Origin of the sequence: Kitasatospora sp. NPDC057518 (assembly GCF_042802075.1) — a bacterium.
Lineage (GTDB): Bacteria > Actinomycetota > Actinomycetes > Streptomycetales > Streptomycetaceae > Kitasatospora.
The window spans coordinates 1-16,411 of record NZ_JBHVEU010000026.1; the positions used below are offsets into that span (position 1 = coordinate 1).

The 16,411-nt window shown below is 76.1% G+C and carries 14 protein-coding genes; 7 read left to right on the top strand and 7 right to left on the bottom strand.

All coding sequences use genetic code 11. From position 1 onward, the window contains the following. Positions 1 to 26 precede the first annotated feature (26 nt). A complete protein-coding gene (locus ACFU7Z_RS04730; RefSeq protein ID WP_143204714.1) occupies positions 27 to 1,022 on the bottom strand; it encodes a winged helix-turn-helix domain-containing protein in 996 nt (331 codons plus the stop codon). 339 nt (positions 1,023 to 1,361) lie between these two features. Here ACFU7Z_RS04730 and ACFU7Z_RS04735 point away from each other — a divergent pair, with 339 nt between their 5' ends. Continuing rightward, the gene (locus ACFU7Z_RS04735; RefSeq protein WP_380776063.1) at positions 1,362 to 2,042 is read left to right on the top strand and encodes a hypothetical protein; all 681 of its coding nucleotides are present in this window, start codon (positions 1,362 to 1,364) and stop codon (positions 2,040 to 2,042) included. On the opposite strand, the gene uppS is transcribed toward ACFU7Z_RS04735, so the two are convergent. Both uppS and ACFU7Z_RS04745 read right to left on the bottom strand, forming a co-directional pair. Then, complete coding sequence (gene uppS, locus ACFU7Z_RS04740; protein ID WP_380776066.1) at positions 1,987 to 3,732, bottom strand: polyprenyl diphosphate synthase; 1,746 nt, start codon at positions 3,730 to 3,732, stop codon at positions 1,987 to 1,989. The two genes, ACFU7Z_RS04735 and uppS, sit on opposite strands and share 56 nt — an antisense overlap. Positions 3,733 to 3,898: 166 nt before the next feature. Then, complete coding sequence (locus tag ACFU7Z_RS04745; RefSeq protein WP_380776069.1) at positions 3,899 to 4,489, bottom strand: cysteine hydrolase family protein; 591 nt, start codon at positions 4,487 to 4,489, stop codon at positions 3,899 to 3,901. Between the two features lie 165 nt (positions 4,490 to 4,654). Here ACFU7Z_RS04745 and ACFU7Z_RS04750 point away from each other — a divergent pair, with 165 nt between their 5' ends. Beyond that, positions 4,655 to 5,704 (top strand): GlxA family transcriptional regulator, encoded by a 1,050-nt coding sequence (locus tag ACFU7Z_RS04750; RefSeq protein ID WP_380776072.1) that lies wholly within the window; start codon positions 4,655 to 4,657, stop codon positions 5,702 to 5,704. Here ACFU7Z_RS04750 and ACFU7Z_RS04755 read toward each other — a convergent pair. Both ACFU7Z_RS04755 and ACFU7Z_RS04760 read right to left on the bottom strand, forming a co-directional pair. After that, a complete protein-coding gene (locus tag ACFU7Z_RS04755; RefSeq protein WP_380776075.1) occupies positions 5,685 to 7,172 on the bottom strand; it encodes a sensor histidine kinase in 1,488 nt (495 codons plus the stop codon). The genes ACFU7Z_RS04750 and ACFU7Z_RS04755 overlap by 20 nt on opposite strands. After that, positions 7,169 to 7,885 carry a response regulator transcription factor gene (locus ACFU7Z_RS04760; protein ID WP_380776078.1) on the bottom strand — a complete coding sequence of 239 codons (717 nt, stop codon included), beginning with the start codon at positions 7,883 to 7,885 and terminating at the stop codon, positions 7,169 to 7,171. The genes ACFU7Z_RS04755 and ACFU7Z_RS04760 overlap by 4 nt, the downstream gene beginning before the upstream one ends. Positions 7,886 to 8,112: 227 nt before the next feature. On the opposite strand from ACFU7Z_RS04760, the gene ACFU7Z_RS04765 reads away from it, so the two are divergent. The 3 genes from ACFU7Z_RS04765 to ACFU7Z_RS04775 all read left to right on the top strand — a co-directional run bounded on the left by ACFU7Z_RS04765 (position 8,113) and on the right by ACFU7Z_RS04775 (position 10,889). After that, entirely contained in the window at positions 8,113 to 9,492 is a 1,380-nt protein-coding gene (locus tag ACFU7Z_RS04765; RefSeq protein WP_380776081.1) for a ferric reductase-like transmembrane domain-containing protein, read from the top strand. Between the two features lie 126 nt (positions 9,493 to 9,618). After that, the gene (locus ACFU7Z_RS04770; RefSeq protein ID WP_380776084.1) at positions 9,619 to 10,104 is read left to right on the top strand and encodes an FMN-binding protein; all 486 of its coding nucleotides are present in this window, start codon (positions 9,619 to 9,621) and stop codon (positions 10,102 to 10,104) included. A gap of 32 nt (positions 10,105 to 10,136) precedes the next feature. Then, positions 10,137 to 10,889: an FAD:protein FMN transferase gene (locus tag ACFU7Z_RS04775; protein ID WP_380776131.1), complete on the top strand. Its 753-nt coding sequence runs from the start codon at positions 10,137 to 10,139 to the stop codon at positions 10,887 to 10,889. Positions 10,890 to 10,988: 99 nt separating this feature from the next. Here ACFU7Z_RS04775 and ACFU7Z_RS04780 read toward each other — a convergent pair whose 3' ends face one another. Then, entirely contained in the window at positions 10,989 to 12,011 is a 1,023-nt protein-coding gene (locus ACFU7Z_RS04780; protein ID WP_380776087.1) for a hypothetical protein, read from the bottom strand. 168 nt (positions 12,012 to 12,179) lie between these two features. On the opposite strand from ACFU7Z_RS04780, the gene ACFU7Z_RS04785 reads away from it, so the two are divergent. Together ACFU7Z_RS04785 and ACFU7Z_RS04790 are read left to right on the top strand one after the other, a co-directional pair. Next, positions 12,180 to 13,505 (top strand): sensor histidine kinase, encoded by a 1,326-nt coding sequence (locus tag ACFU7Z_RS04785; RefSeq protein ID WP_380776090.1) that lies wholly within the window; start codon positions 12,180 to 12,182, stop codon positions 13,503 to 13,505. Beyond that, positions 13,493 to 14,146 carry a response regulator transcription factor gene (locus ACFU7Z_RS04790; protein WP_049659188.1) on the top strand — a complete coding sequence of 218 codons (654 nt, stop codon included), beginning with the start codon at positions 13,493 to 13,495 and terminating at the stop codon, positions 14,144 to 14,146. Before ACFU7Z_RS04785 ends, ACFU7Z_RS04790 begins: the two co-directional genes overlap by 13 nt. A 5-nt stretch (positions 14,147 to 14,151) precedes the next feature. Here the strand turns inward: ACFU7Z_RS04790 and ACFU7Z_RS04795 are convergent, their stop codons facing one another. After that, positions 14,152 to 16,317: a DEAD/DEAH box helicase gene (locus tag ACFU7Z_RS04795; RefSeq protein ID WP_380776093.1), complete on the bottom strand. Its 2,166-nt coding sequence runs from the start codon at positions 16,315 to 16,317 to the stop codon at positions 14,152 to 14,154. Positions 16,318 to 16,411 lie beyond the last annotated feature (94 nt).

A 16,411-nucleotide genomic window follows, 5' to 3' on the forward strand; every position in this document is an offset into this window, starting at 1 on the left:
CCGCCCCGGGCGTGGCGGAGGCGGGGTCAGGCCGGGTCGTCCTCGGGGTCCGGGGCCGGGACGCGGCCGGCCAGCAGGGCGTGGCCGAGCGCGGTGGGGCGGTGGGTGACGGAGCGACCGGTGCGGTCCTTGGTGGTCAGCCCGGAGTCGGCCAGGACGGTGGCGTGCTCGCTCGCGGAGGCGGTGGAGATGTCGAGATGACCCGCCAGGTCCTTGGTGGAGCAGGGCCCGTGGGCCGCGATGGCCTCCAGGGCGGCGGCCCTGGTCTGCCCGAGCAGCGCGGTGAGGGTGCGACTGGGGGTCGGCTCGGGCTCGGCGCGCAAGGGACCACCGATCCGGGCGGGGTAGAGGAGCACCGGCTGCTGGGCCGGGTCCTCGAAACGGGCGATGACGGGCCGGCGGGGGCCGAACACGCACGGCTGGAGCAGCAGCCCCCGGCCGTCCAGGCGCACGTCGTGCCGGCATCCGCCGGCCAGCGGGAAGCTCAGCACCGGGCGGCGCCAGGACACCGTCGGGTGCAGCGAGCCGAGCACCCGGTCCGGCTCGGCGATCCGGCGCCGGCGCCCGTGCTCGGTGGTGACGATGGTCTCGATCTGCCGCCGGTACGGGTCGATCGCCCGGGTCTGGTAGTCGGCGGTGACGTTGCCCAGCAGCCTGCGGGCCCGGCGGTCGCCGGCCGCGACGCCCCGGGCGAAGGCGCTCAACTGCCGCTCCCCGCCGACCGAGCGCAGGTGGTCGCGCAGCGGCGCCTCGGGCGCCTGGGCGGTGGCGCTCTCGGTGGCGCCCGGGTCGCGCCGCACCGCGAGGAACTCCGGGATCGCCGTGGGGGTGTAGAGGTCGAAGAGCAGCGCGGTGCGCGGGTTCCAGGAGGCCCGCAGCTGCTCGCGCCAGGCCTGGAAGCGCGGGTCGCGCACCCCGCTGACCAGGGCGTGCACGCTCAGGGAGAGCTCCATCGACATGTCGGGGCGCTCCGCCACCCGGAGCCGCTCCAGGTCGTCCGTACCGAAGAAGATTCGCAGCACGGTCGCGATCGTCGCCCGGATGCGGCACCGCCGCAAGACCGTTCGGCGAGAACCGAATCCATTGCCGGGCGGGCCGCCGTCCGGCGAGCATCGGGCTGTCGGCCGGCCCGGATTCAGGGCTCTCGGGCGGGAGGCCCGAGAGCCGGACCGGACACCCGGCGGGCACCCGGCGGGCGGCCGTCCCGGGGGGCTTCCGCGCCCGGACGAACCACCCCGGCCCGCTCCCCGCTCCCCCCGCACGAGTGGTTTCGTCCCCCGCCTCGGCCCCGGAGACGGTCGGTGGACGGATGATCGCTTCCGGGGCCGTACCGGGCGGCCAGGGAAGGACGGTTCGGGACGATGGGCACGACGCGGCGTTCGCTGCTGGGCGCGGCGCTGGGCGCCCCGCTACTGGGGTGGCTCACCGGGACGGCGGCCGGTGCCGTTGACGGCGGCACCGACCGCACCGGGAGTCTGGGCACGCTCTCCGACGGCTGGGTGGAGGTGCGCTGGACCCCGGAGGCACAGGCCCAGCTGGACCGCTTCCACGCGATGGTGGACGTCGTCGCCCCGGCGCGCATGGTGCTGGACCAACGGGGTCCGGCGGTGCACCTGCCGATCCGCTCCGCCGTGGGTGACCCGTCCCTCGCCAACCCGCCGAAGGCGCACGGCGACGGGGCGCTGGACGGCGGGGTCTCCGTCCGCACCTCCAAGGGCGACTACCGGGTGGTCAACCTGTCCGGCGCGATCAAGGACGGCCTGGGCTCGGGCCGGTGCGAGGTCAGCGGGGCGGAGATGGGGCACCGCTCGGCCTTCCGCTGCGGCCTCACCGAGGGCAAGCTGACGGCCGATCCGGTGCCGGCCGGGAAGCCGATGAAGGTCCGGCTCAGCGGGGTGCCGCTGCGCCCCACCCAGGAGGCGGTGGATGCGTACACCGCCAACTTCGGCGCGCACCCGGTCACCGTGGACACGGTGCTCGCCTACGTCACGGCCCAGGGGACGTACACCCCTCCTCCGGCCACGCAGGAGCAGAAGGCGTAGCGGGCCGGTCGCGGCGGGGCGTCCGGGACTGGGCGGGCACGCCGCCGCCGAAGCGCCGCTCGCGCACCGCGTACGCCCGGACCGCCCCGCGCAGCCGGGCCAGGTCGTAGTCCGGCCACGGCGTGGGGTCGAACAGCAGCTCGGCGTAGGCGAGCTGCCAGGGCAGGAAGTTGCTGATCCGCTGCTCCCCGGAGGTGCGGATCAGCAGGTCCACGTCCGGGAGGTCCGGGACGTACAGGTGCCGGGCGAGGTCGACCGGGCCGATCGCCTCCGGGCTGATCCGGCCCGCCACCGCCTCGGCGGCCAGGCTCCGTGCCGCGGCGGCCAGTTCCTCCCGTCCGCCGTAGTCCACGCAGACCGTCAGGGTCAGCGTGCCGTTGTTCGACGTCAGGCTCTCCACCAGCGCGATGGAGGAGGCGAGCGACTCGTCCACCCGGTCCCGCCGGCCGCACCAGCGGATCCGTACGCCGAGCGCATGCAGGCCCTCCGCGCTGCGGGTGAGGCCGTCGGCCAGCGAGTCGAACAGCGCGGTCAGTTCCTCGGGCGGGCGGTCCCAGTTCTCGGTGGAGAAGGCGTACAGGCTCAGGTGGCGGATGCCCAGCCGCAGCGCCGCGTTGACCAGGCGCAGCGCGGCCCGCTGCCCGGCCCGGTGGCCGTGCTGCGCGGGCAGCCGACGGGCCTCGGCCCAGCGGCGGTTACCGTCCATGATCACGGCGACGTGGGCGGGCGCGCCCTCGGGAGGCGCGGGCCGGGCGCGGCGGTGGGGCGTGGTGCCGTCGGAGCTCAGCGGGGTGAGGCCCTCGGTCAGGACGCGTGAGCGCAGCAGGGTCACTTCGTCGTACTGGAGCTGGGCGCCGAGCAGCAGGGTGTGCAGGAACGGACGGCAGCCGGGGGCGGCGAGCCAGGTGGCGGGCAGGGCCTGCTCCAGCAGGCGGTGCAGGTGCCTCTGCTGGCTCTCGACCAGCTCGTCCAGGGCGGTGCGGCGGTCGGGTCGGCGGTCGTCCTGCCTCTTGTCCCGGCCGAAGTCGGCGACGGTCAGGCCGAGTCGGCGCAGGTCGTCCCGCGGCAGGTAGCAGCGGCCGGCCGCGAGGTCGAGCGGGAGGTCCTCCAGGATGTCCGCCAGCTGGCAGGCCTCCCCCAGCGCGGACAGCGCGCCCGCCGCCCGCGGGCCCCGCGCGCCCAGCAGCGGGGCCCACAGCTCGGTGACCGTCCCCGCGACGCCCCGCAGGTGGCGGCGCTGGTCCGCGTGGGTCTCGAAGGCGGGCGGGCGGGCGCCGTCGGCCCGGGTGGCGTCCAGGAACTCCTCGACCAGCGCCCGGTCCAGCTCCCAGCGCCGCACGGTGTCGACGAAGGCCCGGCGCAGCGGGTGGTCGCTGCGGCCGGCCGCGAGGTCGGCCAGGGTGTCGGCCCGCCAGCGGGCGAACCGGCGCTCGCGCTCGGCGGGGTCGGCGGCGCCCTGGGTGTCCTCGTCACCGTAGGAGTCGGAGTCGGCAGCGGCGTCGTCGGCGATCCGGTCGGACCGGGAGGCGAAGCCGTTGACGGCGTGGAAGTACGGCCGCACCTCGGGCGGCAGCGTGTCGCTGATCGCCCGCAGCGGGGCCTGGTGGGCGGCCACCTCCCGCTCGCAGAGCCGGTACGACTCCGCCAGCTCCGGCGGACCGCCCACCGCTGCCGCCCCGTTCGCCGCCATGCCCGTTCCCCGCCCCTCTCCGCCACCGCGCACCGTGCACCGCTGTTCGCCGTGCACCGTCTGGTCAACGAGGCGGCGGCGGATCGGTGGCGATCCGGGCGGACCCACGGCCCACGGCCCTCGGCCCTCGGCCTCGGCTCCGCGCACGGTCCAGTCCGGTCCGGCCTCAGTCGAGGTCGGCCGGGGACTCCACCACCACGCCGTACAGGTCGCCGATCGTCGCCAGCGCCGCGCGGTGGACCTGGGCGGCCGTCAGCCCGGTGCCCGCCGAGTCCAGCGGGCGGGTGGCGCAGGCGGCGGCCACGACGGTCGGGCGGTTGCCGCGCAGGAAGGCGCCGGCCGTCGTGAAGGCCACGCACATGTGGGTCATGAACCCGGCGACGACGACGTCCCGGCGGCCGGCGACGTCGAGCAGTTCGCCCAGCTCGGTGCCGACGAAGGCGTCCGGGGCCTGCTTGACCACCACCCGCTCGCCCTCGGCCGGGGCCACGCTCGGGTGGATCCGCCCGATCTCGGCCCGGATGTCGTACGGGGTGCCCTCGCCGCCGTCGTTGATCACGTGGATCACGGGGGCGCCGGCGTCCCGGGCCCGGGCGAGCAGGTCGGCACCGGCGTCGAGCGCCTCCTGCCAGCCCTCCAGTTCCATCACGCCGCGCACGTAGGTGTTCTGGTAGTCGATCATGATCAGGGTCGAGTCGCCGAGCGCGGCGGGCTGCTCGTCGAGGCCGTTGAGGGTGCGCAGGGTCGTCGTGGGCATGGGGTGCCGCCTTCACGGTCGGGAGTCGGGGATCTCGCAGGTCACACCTGGTGCGGCCGGCTCCGAAAACGCTACGGGCGGCGCTCGCGTGTCGGCAATGTCGCCTAACATGCAGATTCCGACATCGACGGGGAAGAGCGCCCCGGGGAACGAGGGGAGCAGGCAGTGCCCGCACCGGCTGCGCAACGGCTGATCGTCATCGTGCTGTTCGAGGGCGTCGACCTGCTCGACGTGACCGGCCCGCCCGAGGTGTTCTCCCTGGTCCGCCGGGAGACCGACGACGCGACCGGCTACCGGGTCGTCCTCGCCGCCGAGACGGCGGCGCCGGTCACCACCTCGGCGGGCGTGCGCATCCTGCCCGACCTCACCTTCGACGAGGCCGCCCGGAGCCGGATCGACACCCTGCTGGTGCCCGGCTCGGTCGAGGTGGACGAGCGCCGCCGGGTCCGCGCGCTCACCGACCCGGCGGTGGTCGACCGGGTCCGCACCCTGGCCGCCCGCTCGCGCCGGGTGGCGAGCGTCTGCGTCGGCGCGCACCTGCTCGCCGCCGCCGGGCTGCTGGACGGGCGGCGCGCCACCACCCACTGGTCCACGGCCGGCCAACTCGCCGAGGAGCACCCGGAGATCGAGGTCGACCCGGACCCGATCTTCATCCGCGAGGGCGAGGTCTGGACGGGCGCGGGCATCAGCGCCTGCCTGGACCTGTCGCTCGCCCTGGTCGCCGAGGACTTCGGCGAGGAGCTGGCCCTGCGGGTCGCCCGCCAGCTCGTCATGTACCTCAAACGCCCGAGCGGCCAGAGCCAGTTCAGCGTCCCACTGGAGCCCGTGTCGACCACCCGGCGGATCGAGGAGCTGCGCCACCACATCCTGCGCAACCTCTCCGGACGGCTCACCGTCCCGGACCTCGCGGCCCACGCCCACGTCGGCGAACGGCAGTTGACCCGAATCTTCAAGACCGAGCTGGGCACCACCCCGAGCGCCTACGTCGAGTCGGCCCGGGTCGAACTGGCCCGCCACCGGCTGGAGTCCACCGACGCGACGCTCGAACGCATCGCCACCGCCTGCGGGTTCGGCACCGTCGACACCCTGGTGCGCGCCTTCCGCCGCCGCCTCGGGACGACGCCGACCGACTACCGGCAGCGCTTCCGGACGGCTGCCGCACCCACCGCGATCCCCACCACTGCCAGGACGACCGTCACGGCAGCCGGACGGTGAACTCCGTACGGCCGGGCCGGCTCGCCACCGTCACCGTGCCGCCGTGCGCCCCGACCACGGCCCGGACGATCGCCAGGCCGAGCCCGGTCGAGCCGGTGGCACGGGAGCGGGCCCGGTCGCCCCGGACGAAGCGCTCGAAGACCCGCTCGGCCAGCTCCGGCGCGATCCCCGGGCCGTCGTCCGTGACGCTCAACTCGACCTGGCCGTCCGCCCGTTCGAGCCGCAGCTCGACCTCGGTGCCGGGCGGGGTGTGGCTCCGGGCGTTGGCCAGCAGGTTGGCCACCACCTGGCTCAGCCGGTGCCCGTCCCCGCGCACCAGCACCGGCTCCTCGGGCAGGACGAGCCGCCAGCGGTGCTCCGGCCCGGCGGCACGGGCGTCGGCCACCGCGTCGAGGGCGGTCCGGGTCAGGTCCACCTCCTCCTCGGCCAGCGGGCGGCCGGCGTCCAGCCGGGCGAGCAGCAGCAGGTCCTCGACGATCGCCCCCATCCGCAGCGCCTCGGCGTCGATCCGCTCCAGCGAGTGCCGCACCTCGGGCGGCACCGGCCCGGGGTGGCGCAGCGCCAGCTCGGCGTGGCCGCGGACCGCCGCGACCGGGGTGCGCAACTCGTGGCTGGCGTCGGCGGCGAAGCCGCGCAGCCGCTCCTCCACCGCGTGGCGGCGGGCGAGTGCGCCGCCGACGTGCCCGAGCATCCGGTTGAGCGCGGCGCCGACCCGGCCGACCTCGGTGCGCGGGTCGTCGTCGGGCACGCGCTCGGCGAGCATCACCTCGCCGCTGGCGAGCGGCAGCGCGCTGACCCGCTCGGCCATGCCCACCACCCGCCGCAGCGGGCGCAGCGAGACGCCGACCCAGGCGGCCCCGGCAGCTCCGGCTGCGGCGACGGAGATCGCGAAGACGGTGAGCTCCAGGGTCGCCAGCCGCTCGACGGTGTCCTCGGCCGGGCGCAGCGGCAGGCCGCTGACCAGCACGTCGCCGTCCCGCCCGGTGACCGCGCGGACCCGGTAGCGGCCCAGGGCCCGGCCGAGGTCGAGGGTGCGGGCGGGGCCGTCGACGGACAGGGCGGCCAGCGCGTGCTGCTGCTCGGGGGTGAAGGCGACCCGGTCGTCCTCGTCGCCGGGGCTGTCCACGTCGTCGGCGTCCCCGTCGACCACGCCCGCGGCGGTGACCCGTCCGCCGAGCAGCCGTACGCCGAGGGTGCCGGGGGTCTGGGCCCGGGTGTCGGGGCCGGCGCCCTGGGCGGTGTGCTCCAGGCTCGCGGCGTAGCGTCCGCCGGACTCGGTGAGCTGCTGGTCCAGCCGGTCGACCAGGAAGTGGCGCAGCGCGGCGGTGGTGGCGAGGCCGACGGCGGCGCAGGTGACGACGAGCAGCACCAGCAGTCCGGCGATCAGCCGGGCCCGCAGGGTGCGGGGCACCAGCCGGGCGACGCGGGACCCCAGGCGCTTCGCGTCGCGGGCCTGCGCGCCGCTCACGTCGCGGCCTTGATCAGGTAGCCCGCGCCGCGCACCGTGTGGATCATCGGACTGCGCCCGGCGTCCACCTTCTTGCGCAGATAGCTGATGTACAGCTCCACGATGTGCGCCTGCCCGCCGAAGTCGTACGACCAGACGGCGTCCAGGATCTGCGCCTTGCTGAGCACCTGCCGGGAGTGGCGCATCAGGTGGGCGAGCAGCGCGTACTCCGTGGGGCTGAGCTCGACCGCCTCCCCGCCCCGGGTGACCTCGCGGGCCCGGTCGTCCAGCACCAGGTCGCCGAGCACCAGGGCGTGCGGGGGCGGCTGCCCGGGCGCGGCGGGCGGGGCGGCCCGGCGCAGCAGGCCGCGCAGCCGGACCACCACCTCGGCCAGGCTGAACGGCTTGGTCACGTAGTCGTCGCCGCCGGCCGCGATGCCGGCGATCCGCTCCTCGACGGCGTCCCGGGCGGTGAGGAAGAGCACCCGTGCCTCGGGCTGCCCGGCGTGGATGCGGCGCAGCACCTCCAGGCCGTCGAGGTCGGGCAGCATCACGTCCAGCACCACGGCGTGCGGCCGCCAGGCCGCGGCGGCCTCGACGGCGGCCAGGCCGGTGGTCGCGCCGCGCGCCTGCCAGCCCTCGTAGCGGACGGCCCCGCACACCACCTCGACCAGGTCCGGTTCGTCGTCGACGACCAGGACCCGCCAGTCCGGGCGGCCGGCGGTCTCGTCCATGGGGGCTCCCTCGGGCTCGTGCTGCGCGGTGCTCATCCTGACCCGCCCCGATGAGAAAGCGCTGAGACCCCGGAAAGTGGTTCGTAGACCATCACACCGCCGCTGACCTGTGCGGACGCCTTCACAGCGGGTCTCCCCGGCCGGCCGACTCAGAGCCGGCTCAGAGCTTGCGCTGCGATCGTGGGCGGCCCGGCGGTCCTCGCCGCCGGGCGCTGAGGAGGTTCCCGATGAGCACTGCCGCCGCACCGACGTCGCGGCCCGGGCCCCGGCCGGCACCCGACCGCCCGAGGCACCGGGCGGCGCCGCGACCGCCGTTCGCCCTCGACCCGCGCGCGGCGCTCGGCCTGGTCGCCGTGGGCGCGCTCGGCGTGCTCGCGCTGTGGTGGACGGGCACCCCGGCGGTGGTCGGCGCGGCCGGCTGGCTGACCGGCGCCGGCCGGATCACCGGACTGCTGGCCGGCTACGCCGCGCCGGTGCTGCTCCTGCTGATGGCGCGGCTGCCGCCGGTGGAGCGCGGGGTCGGGGCGGACCGGCTGGCGCGCTGGCACGCCTTCGGCGGGCGGTGGATGGTGGCCCTGGTCTCGGTGCACGTGCTGACGGTCGTCTGGGGCTACGCGCTGACCGACGGGCGCGGGGTGGTCGGCGAGGGCGTGGAGATCGTCTTCCACTACCCCGAGATGGTCAAAGCCGCCCTGGGCACCCTGCTGCTGCTCGGCACCGGCGCCGTCTCCGCCCGGATCGCGCGACGCCGCCTCCCGTACGAGACCTGGTACTACCTGCACCTGGCGACCTACCTCGCGGTGGCGCTGGCCTTCTCCCACCAGCTCGCCACCGGCGCCGACCTGGGCGGCGGCCCCGGCCGGGCCGCCTGGTACACGCTCTACTTCGGGACGGCGGCGCTGCTCGGCTGGTTCCGGCTGCTGCGGCCGTGGCTGCTCGACCGGCGGCACGGCCTGACCGTCGCCGAAGTACGGCCGGAGGGCCCCGGCGTGGTGTCGCTCTTCCTGACCGGGCGGCGGCTGGACGGACTCCGCGCCGAGCCGGGCCAGTTCTTCCGGCTCCAGTTCCAGGCCCCCGGGCTGCGCTGGGCCGCCAACCCGTACTCGCTGTCCGCGCCGCCCCACCCGCGCTTCCTGCGCTTCACGGTCAAGGACCTCGGCGTGCACAGTGCCGCCGTGGCCGCCCTGCGCCCGGGGACCAGGGTGCGCGCCGAGGGCCCGTACGGGGCGTTCACCGGGCGGCGGCTGCGGCAGCGCCGGGTGCTGCTGCTCGGCGCCGGGGTGGGGATCACCCCGCTGCGCGCCCTGTTCGAGACGCTGCCGGGCGAGCTGACCCTGGTCCAGCGGGCCCGGCGGCCGCAGGACGTGCTGTTCCGGGCGGAACTGGACGATGTCGCCCGGCGGCGCGGTGCGGCGGTGCACGAGCTGCTCGGCTCGCGCGAGCAGGTCGGCGACCTCGGGGCCGCGCTGGCCCGGCTGGTCCCGGACCTCGCCGAGCACGAGGTCTACCTGTGCGGCCCGGAGGCGATGGCCGAGGAGGCCGTGCGCGCGCTGCGGGCCGCGGGGGTGCGGCGGGGGCGCATCCACCACGAGAGCTTTTCGTTCTGAGCCCGTCCGCTCGCGGAGTCCGTTCGCCCGCCGAGTCCTTCCGCCCGCTGAGCCCGTTCGTTCGCCGAGCCCGGCCGCCCGCTGAGCCCGTTCGGCTCGCCAAGCACCTGAGGAGCGTTGATTTCCATGCGCCGAGCCGTCGTCACCAGCGCCGCCACCGCGGCCGGGGTGGTGCTGCTGCTGTCCCTCAAGCCGCACGAGGCGGCCGGGCCCGCCCCGGTGATCGGCTCGGGGGCGGGTACCGGTTCCGGTTCCGGTTCCGACGTTTCGCAGCCGTCGAACGCCCCCGGCTCCCCCGCGCCCTCGGCCTCCGTCTCCGCCACGGGCACGGGCGCCACCCGGAAGGTCAGCGGCGACACCGTCAACACCCGGTACGGGCCGGTCCAGGTGCAGGTCACCCTGGCCGGCAGCCGGATCACCGCCGTCGACGTGGTCAAGTACCCGAACTCCGAGCGCCGCGACCGCGAGATCAACAGCTCCGCGCTGCCCGTGCTCAACCAGGAGGCGATATCCGCGCAGAGCGCCGCCATCGACGTGGTCAGCGGCGCGACGTACACCAGCGACGGCTACGTCCGCTCCCTGCAGAGCGCCCTCGACCGGGCCAAGGGCTGAGGCGCCCCGTGCTGCGCCACGCCGAGCCCGTGATGGGCACCGTCTTCTCGATCGCCGTCCGCGACCCCGGCCCCGGCACCGCCGCCGCGCTGGAACGGATCGCCGAACGGCTGCACCGGATCGACGCGGTGTTCTCCACCTACCGGCCGGACAGCGACATCAGCCGCCTCGACCGGGGCGAACTCGCCCTGGACGACTGCGATCCGGAGGTCCGCGCCGTGCTGACTGCCTGCCGCGACGTGGCCGCCGAGACGGACGGCCACTTCAGCGAGCGGCCGGGCGGGCGGCTGGACCCGAGCGGCTGGGTCAAGGGGTGGGCGGTCGAGCAGGCGGCCGGCCTGCTGCGCTCCTCCGGCGCCCGGCAGTACTGCGTCAGCGGCGGCGGGGACGTGCAGACCGCCGGCGGCCCGTGGCGGATCGGCATCGCCGACCCCCGGCAGCCGGGGCTGCTGGCCGCCGTCCTCGCCGGTGACGACCTCGCCGTGGCCACCTCCGGCACCGCCGAGCGCGGCGCGCACATCCTCGACCCGCACACCGGCCGCCCGGCCCGCGGCCTGGCCTCGCTCACCCTGGTCGGCGCCCCGGGCACCGGCATCGCCCGCACCGACGCCTGGGCCACCGCCGCCTTCGCCATGGGCCCGGACCGCGCCCTCGCCTGGGCCGCCCGCCGACCCGGCATCGAGGCCCTGGCCGTCCTGCCGGACGGCTCGAAGCGCTGGACGCCGGGCCTGCCCGGGCACCTCCCGGCGAGCGGTCCGGCGGACTGGCGGGCCGCCGTCGGCTGACCGCGGCCGCCCCGAGAACGCTCGTTCCGCATGCGGAACGCCCGTTCCCGGGAATGCCCGTTCTCGGGAACGGGCGTTCTCGGGAATGCCCGTTCCGGCCTACGCCCGCTCCTGCTGCGCCGCCCGCCAGGCCTCCCAGGCGACCAGCGGCGCGAGGTACGACCAGCGCCGCGAGCCGTCCGGGCAGGTGCCGCCCTCGACCAACTCGGAGACCGTACGGCGGGTGAAGGGCACCCAGACGGCCATGTCGTGCTCGAAGGTGCTGTGGCAGGCCTCGCGGCGGCGGTCGATCCCGGCCGCGTCGAGCCGGGACCGGACGGTGGCCACCAGCGTGTAGCAGGAGGCCGGCTCGCTCCAGCCCAGCCAGGTGATCACGGCCGGCCCGACGTCGTCCGGCAGCAGCCCCAGCTCCTCCTCCAGCGCCCGCCGGACCAGCCCGTAGAAGTCCTCGGCGGCGCCGGGCTCGTCGCGGTACTTCATCGTCTCGTTGATCCCGACCGTCCACTGCGCCGGGAAGGTGTTGACCGCCAGCGAGCGGCGGAGCAGCAGCAGGCCCAGCCGGTCCCGCACCGCGACGCAGGCGCTGACCATCGTGGGCGGGGCGACGGCCACGAAGCTCGTCAGTCCCTCGTCCAGGGCCGCGCGCAGCAGCCGGGCCGCCGCCGGATCCTCCCGGCCCAGCCGGGTGGTGGCCATGCACTCCGCGTAGTCGCTCTCGGCGATGTCCACCTCGCAGACCCGCGCGCCGCCGTGTTCGCCGTGATCGACCGTCAGCCGCGAGATGTACGCCGTCCGGCCCGCCGCACCGGCCGCCCGCTGGCGCGCCACGTCCTCGGCCCACCCGGCCGCGTCCAGCGCGTGCGGGCGCTCCACCCGCCCGCGGTGCGCCGTCACCAGCGTGCCCGGCACCAGCGGCCGGGCCGCGGACCAGGTGATCAGCGGAGCCAGCCCGTCCGCCCGCACGTCGTGCGCCCGGGCCGCCGCCGTCAGGCTCGCCCGCCGGACCCGCGGCACCGGCACCCGGGAGCCGAGCCGGGACCCGCCGAACTTGGCGAAGTCGTACACCAGATTGGTCACCACGCCGAGCAGCAGGGCTCCACCGATCCCCAGCAGCCACTCCATCCCGGTCCCCCACTTCCGCGATCGATCCGCCCATTGTGGAGGCGCCCCGCGCGGCGGCGGAAGGGCCTTCGCCCTCGGGGCGGCCTGCGGAGCGATTCCAGGCCGGTCCCGGGGCCGGTGCTAGGGTGATCGAAAAGTCGGCTCGGGGCTCGGAGGCACTGAACAGTCGTGCGGACGACCAGGATTGACGGGTCCACGGCCCGGCCGACCGTCCGCCCGGGCCGCCCGGGCCCGCGCGCCTTCGCCCGGTCCGCGGCTCGCCGCTTCCCCGCCGCCGCCCGCTACCTCCTGCTCTGCCTCGGCACCGGTCTGGCCGCGCTGGTCGGGCTCTGCCTGCTGCTCGTCGTCCTCGCCCTCTGCCTGGTCGGCGTGGGCCTGCCGCTCCTCCCGCCGGCCCTGCGCCTGCTGCGCCGCTCCGCCGACTTCCACCGACGCCGGGTCGGCGCCCGGCTCGGCGGCGAGCGGCTGCGCACGCCGTACGGCGACCGGCTGTCCCTACGCGACCCGGCCGTCGGCAAGGACCTGCTCTGGCTGCTCGCCCACGGCACGGCCGGGACGGCCCTGTGCGCCGGCGCCCTCACCCTGTGCAGCCACGCCTTCAACTGGCTGACGGCGCCGGTGTGGTGGCAGCTGCTGCCGGACGAGCGCGGGAAGATCATCCTGCTGACCGTCGACTCCTGGCCGATGGCCGCCGCTGCCACGTTGGGCGGTGTCGGCTACGCCGCCGTCACCCTGGTCGCACTGCCACCGCTCGCCGACCTGCACGCCCGGGCCTCCGGCCGGCTGCTGGTCGCCCGGCCCCGCGTGTCGCTCGCCCACCGCGTCCGGGAGCTGACCACCAGCCGGTCCGAGGCACTGGACGCCCACGCCGCCGAACTGCGCCGGATCGAACGGGACTTGCACGACGGCGCCCAGGCCAACCTGGTGGCCGTCTCGCTCCGGCTCGGCATGATCCGCCGCGCGCTCGACCAACGCCCCGAGCAGGCCGCCGCGTTGGTGGACTCCACCCAACTCGTCGCCGAACAGGCCCTGGAGTCGCTGCGCACCCTGGTACGCGGCATCCACCCGCCGCTGCTCGCCGACCGCGGCCTGGCCGAGGCCGTACGGTCGCTCGCCGCCCGCTGCGCCGTGCCGACCCGGGTCGAGCTGCACAACTCCGAGGCATCCGCAGGCCGTTCCGCCGATCAGTCCGCCGACCCGCCGCCGCGCGCACCGGCCGCCGCCGAGGCCGCGGCCTACTTCGTGGTCTCCGAGGCGCTCGCCAACATCGCCCGGCACAGCGGCGCCCGCGGCGCCCTGGTCCGGCTGCGGATCACCACTGCCGCCATCGCCGTCCGGGTCGAGGACGACGGCCGGGGCGGCGCCGTCGAGGGCGCCGGAAGCGGGCTGCCCGGACTGCGCCGCCGGGCCGCCGCGTTCGACGGCACCACCCGCCTGTCCAGCCCGCCCGGGGGCCCGACCATCCTGGAAGTGGAGATCCCGTGCGGATCCTGATCGCCGAGGACAACGCCCTGCTCCGCGAGGGCCTGGTCCTGCTGCTGCACAGCGAGGGACACGAGGTGTGCGCGACCGTCGAGCACGGCGACGACCTGCTGCCCGCCCTGCTCGACCACCGCCCCGACGTCGCCGTGGTCGACGTCCGGCTGCCCCCGGACTTCCGCGACGAGGGCCTGCGCGCCGCCGTCGAGGCCCGCCGCCGACTGCCCGCGCTGCCCGTCCTGATCCTCTCCCAGTACGTCGAACGCGCCTACGCCGCCGAGCTGCTCGCCGACAGCGCCACCGGCGTCGGCTACCTCCTCAAGGACCGGGTCGGCCGCGCCGAGGAGTTCCTCCAGGCGCTGCGGCGGGTCGCCGAGGGCGGCACCGCGATGGACCCGGAGGTCATCTCCCAGCTGATGGCCCACCGCACCGGCCCCGACCCGCTGGCCGCCCTCACCCCGCGCGAGCGCGAGGTGCTCGCCCTGATGGCCGAGGGCCACAACAACCCGACCATCGCCCGGCTCCTCTTCCTCGCCGAGAGCTCGGTGAACAAGCACATCGGCAGCATCTTCGGCAAGCTCGGCATGCCCACCCCCGACACCGGCCACCGCCGGGTCCGTGCCGTCCTCACCTACCTGCGCACGCTCGCCGATTGACGCGTTCAGCCCTCGGCGGCCGCCAGCCGCAGCTGCTCCTCCTCGACGATCAGCGCCGCCAGCGACTGCTCCGACACGTCCACCGCCTCCGGCGTCGACTCCGCCACCTCGCTGCGCCGCGCGTACTCGTCGAACAGCCGGCCCTTCGCCCGCAGCAGGTCCAGCACCCGCTGGTCGACGCTGTCCGCGGCGAGCAGCCGGTGCACCCGTACCCGGCGGACCTGCCCCATCCGGCGCGCGCGGGCCACCGCCTGTTCCTCCAGGGTCGGTTTGACCTGAGGCTCGCACAGGATCACCACCGAGGCCGCCTGGATGTTCAGGCCCACGCCCCCGGCCTGGATCTGGCAGAGCAGCACCGCGTGCCCGGGCGCGGCGCTGAAGCCGTCCACCACGTCCTGCCGCCGCGCCGACTCCAGCGAGCCGTCGATCGGCCCGAACGCCCGCTGGTCCAGGGCGGTTTGGACGGCTGCCAGGACGTCCCGGAAGAACGAGAAGACCACCACCTTCAGCCCGCCGTCCGCCGCCTCCCGGACGATCTCCAGCAGCCGCTTCAGCTTGGCCGACTCCACCGGGTCCGCGTAACCGGCCCTGCGCATCGCCGGGAAGTTGCCCGCCGCGACGGCCGACCGGTAGGCGGCGAGGTCGGCGGGCGAGAACTCCTCCCACTCGTCCACGTGCACCACCTCGGGCAGCTCGGTGAGCACGTCCTGCTGGTTGCGGCGCAGGTAGGCCGGGGCGACGGCCTTGCGGAAGGCCGCCGGCCCGGCGGCCGCCGAACCCTGCCGGACCAGCGGCACCAGCGCGGGCTGGAGGTACTCCACCAGGGTGCGGAACTCCTCCACCCGGTTCTCCATCGGCGTCCCGGTGAGGAACAGCACCCGTTCCACCCGCTCCGCCCAGGCGGCCACCGCCCGGGAGCGCTGCGCGGCACGGTTCTTGACGAAGTGCGCCTCGTCCACCACGACCATCCCGACCGCGGCCGACTCCGCCACCTCCGACGCCTCCAGGCGGCGCAGCCCGTCGAAGGTCACCACCGCGACCCCGCCGTCCCGGAGCCACTCGGCGAGCGCCGCCTCCCGCTCCGGTCCGTGCACCCGGAACGCCCGCAGGGTGCTGCGCGACTCGACCTCCCGGATCCAGTTGATCAGGACGCTGGCCGGGCAGACCACCAGGAAGTGGGTGCTCCCCCGGGCCCGCAGGTGCGCCAGCACGGCGATCGCCTGCACCGTCTTGCCGAGGCCCATCTCGTCCCCGATGATCACCCGCCGCTGGGCGAGCGCGAACCGCGCCCCGAACGCCTGGTAGCCGCGCAGCGAGACCCGGCAGTGGGCGTCGTCCAGCGGCTCGGCCCGCACCCGGTCCGACAGGTCCTCCGGCAGGAACCCCTCGGCGGCGGCGAGTTCGACCCCGGCCTCCTCGACGATCCCGCCGAGCACGCCGTAGTAGTCGGCCGAACGGAGCTCGAAGTCCGTCCACGCCTCGACCGGGTCGAGCGGCGGACGCAGCAGGTCGACCGAGGCCTGGGCGAACAGCACCGGGACCTCCCGCGCCGCGAACCCGACCAGCGCCTCCGCCAGGGACTCGACCGCCGCCTGCGCCTGCGCCCGCCGCTCCCGCCCGGCGAACAGCCCGCGCAGCACCCCCCGGGCCGGCCCCGCGGCCGCCACCAGCGGCTCGACCTCGGCCAGGACCCGCTCCGCGGTCTCCCGGGCCCGCCGCGCCTCCGGCCCCGCGGCCACCAGCCGCTGGAGCGCCACGACCAGCGCGGAGCTCATCGCGTCCTGCCGCTCGACGTCCAGCCGCACCGCCACCGTCTGCTCGACCGCCCGGGCGATCTGCCCGGCCGCGGCCAGCGCCTGCGCCGCCGTCTGCGCCCCGACCCCCGGGATCAGCCGCAGCGTGCAGCCGGAGGCCTCCACCACCTGCCGCACCGTCCCCAGCCCGGCCGCCTCCAGCGCCCCGACCCGCAGCCGCCCCTCCGTCACGTCCCGGAGCCGCGCCACCGGGATGGCCCCCAACTCCTCCCGCACCAGCCGGTCCCGCACCCCGACGTACGCCACCCGCACCTGCTCCACGGCACCCCGGTGGTCCGCCACCACCGCCCCGGCCGCCGCCCGCAACCCCTCCGCCTCGGCCAGGACCTCCCCGGCCCGCCGCCGCTCCCCCACCACCCGACCCCCGCCTCACTCCGCACACCCAGGACGGCACCATGATCCCACCCACCACTCCCCGCCGTCCTGGCCCACAACCGACCGGCGGCCCCGG

What these genes read in the sequence shown, in the direction of transcription:
- ACFU7Z_RS04735 (WP_380776063.1), top strand. Translation starts at nt 1,362, where the DNA reads ATGGGCACGACGCGGCGTTCGCTGCTGGGCGCGGCGCTGGGCGCCCCG.
- uppS (WP_380776066.1), bottom strand. Translation starts at nt 3,732, where the DNA reads ATGGCGGCGAACGGGGCGGCAGCGGTGGGCGGTCCGCCGGAGCTGGCG.
- ACFU7Z_RS04745 (WP_380776069.1), bottom strand. Translation starts at nt 4,489, where the DNA reads ATGCCCACGACGACCCTGCGCACCCTCAACGGCCTCGACGAGCAGCCC.
- ACFU7Z_RS04760 (WP_380776078.1), bottom strand. Translation starts at nt 7,885, where the DNA reads ATGGACGAGACCGCCGGCCGCCCGGACTGGCGGGTCCTGGTCGTCGAC.
- ACFU7Z_RS04765 (WP_380776081.1), top strand. Translation starts at nt 8,113, where the DNA reads ATGAGCACTGCCGCCGCACCGACGTCGCGGCCCGGGCCCCGGCCGGCA.
- ACFU7Z_RS04770 (WP_380776084.1), top strand. Translation starts at nt 9,619, where the DNA reads ATGCGCCGAGCCGTCGTCACCAGCGCCGCCACCGCGGCCGGGGTGGTG.
- ACFU7Z_RS04775 (WP_380776131.1), top strand. Translation starts at nt 10,137, where the DNA reads ATGGGCACCGTCTTCTCGATCGCCGTCCGCGACCCCGGCCCCGGCACC.
- ACFU7Z_RS04780 (WP_380776087.1), bottom strand. Translation starts at nt 12,011, where the DNA reads ATGGAGTGGCTGCTGGGGATCGGTGGAGCCCTGCTGCTCGGCGTGGTG.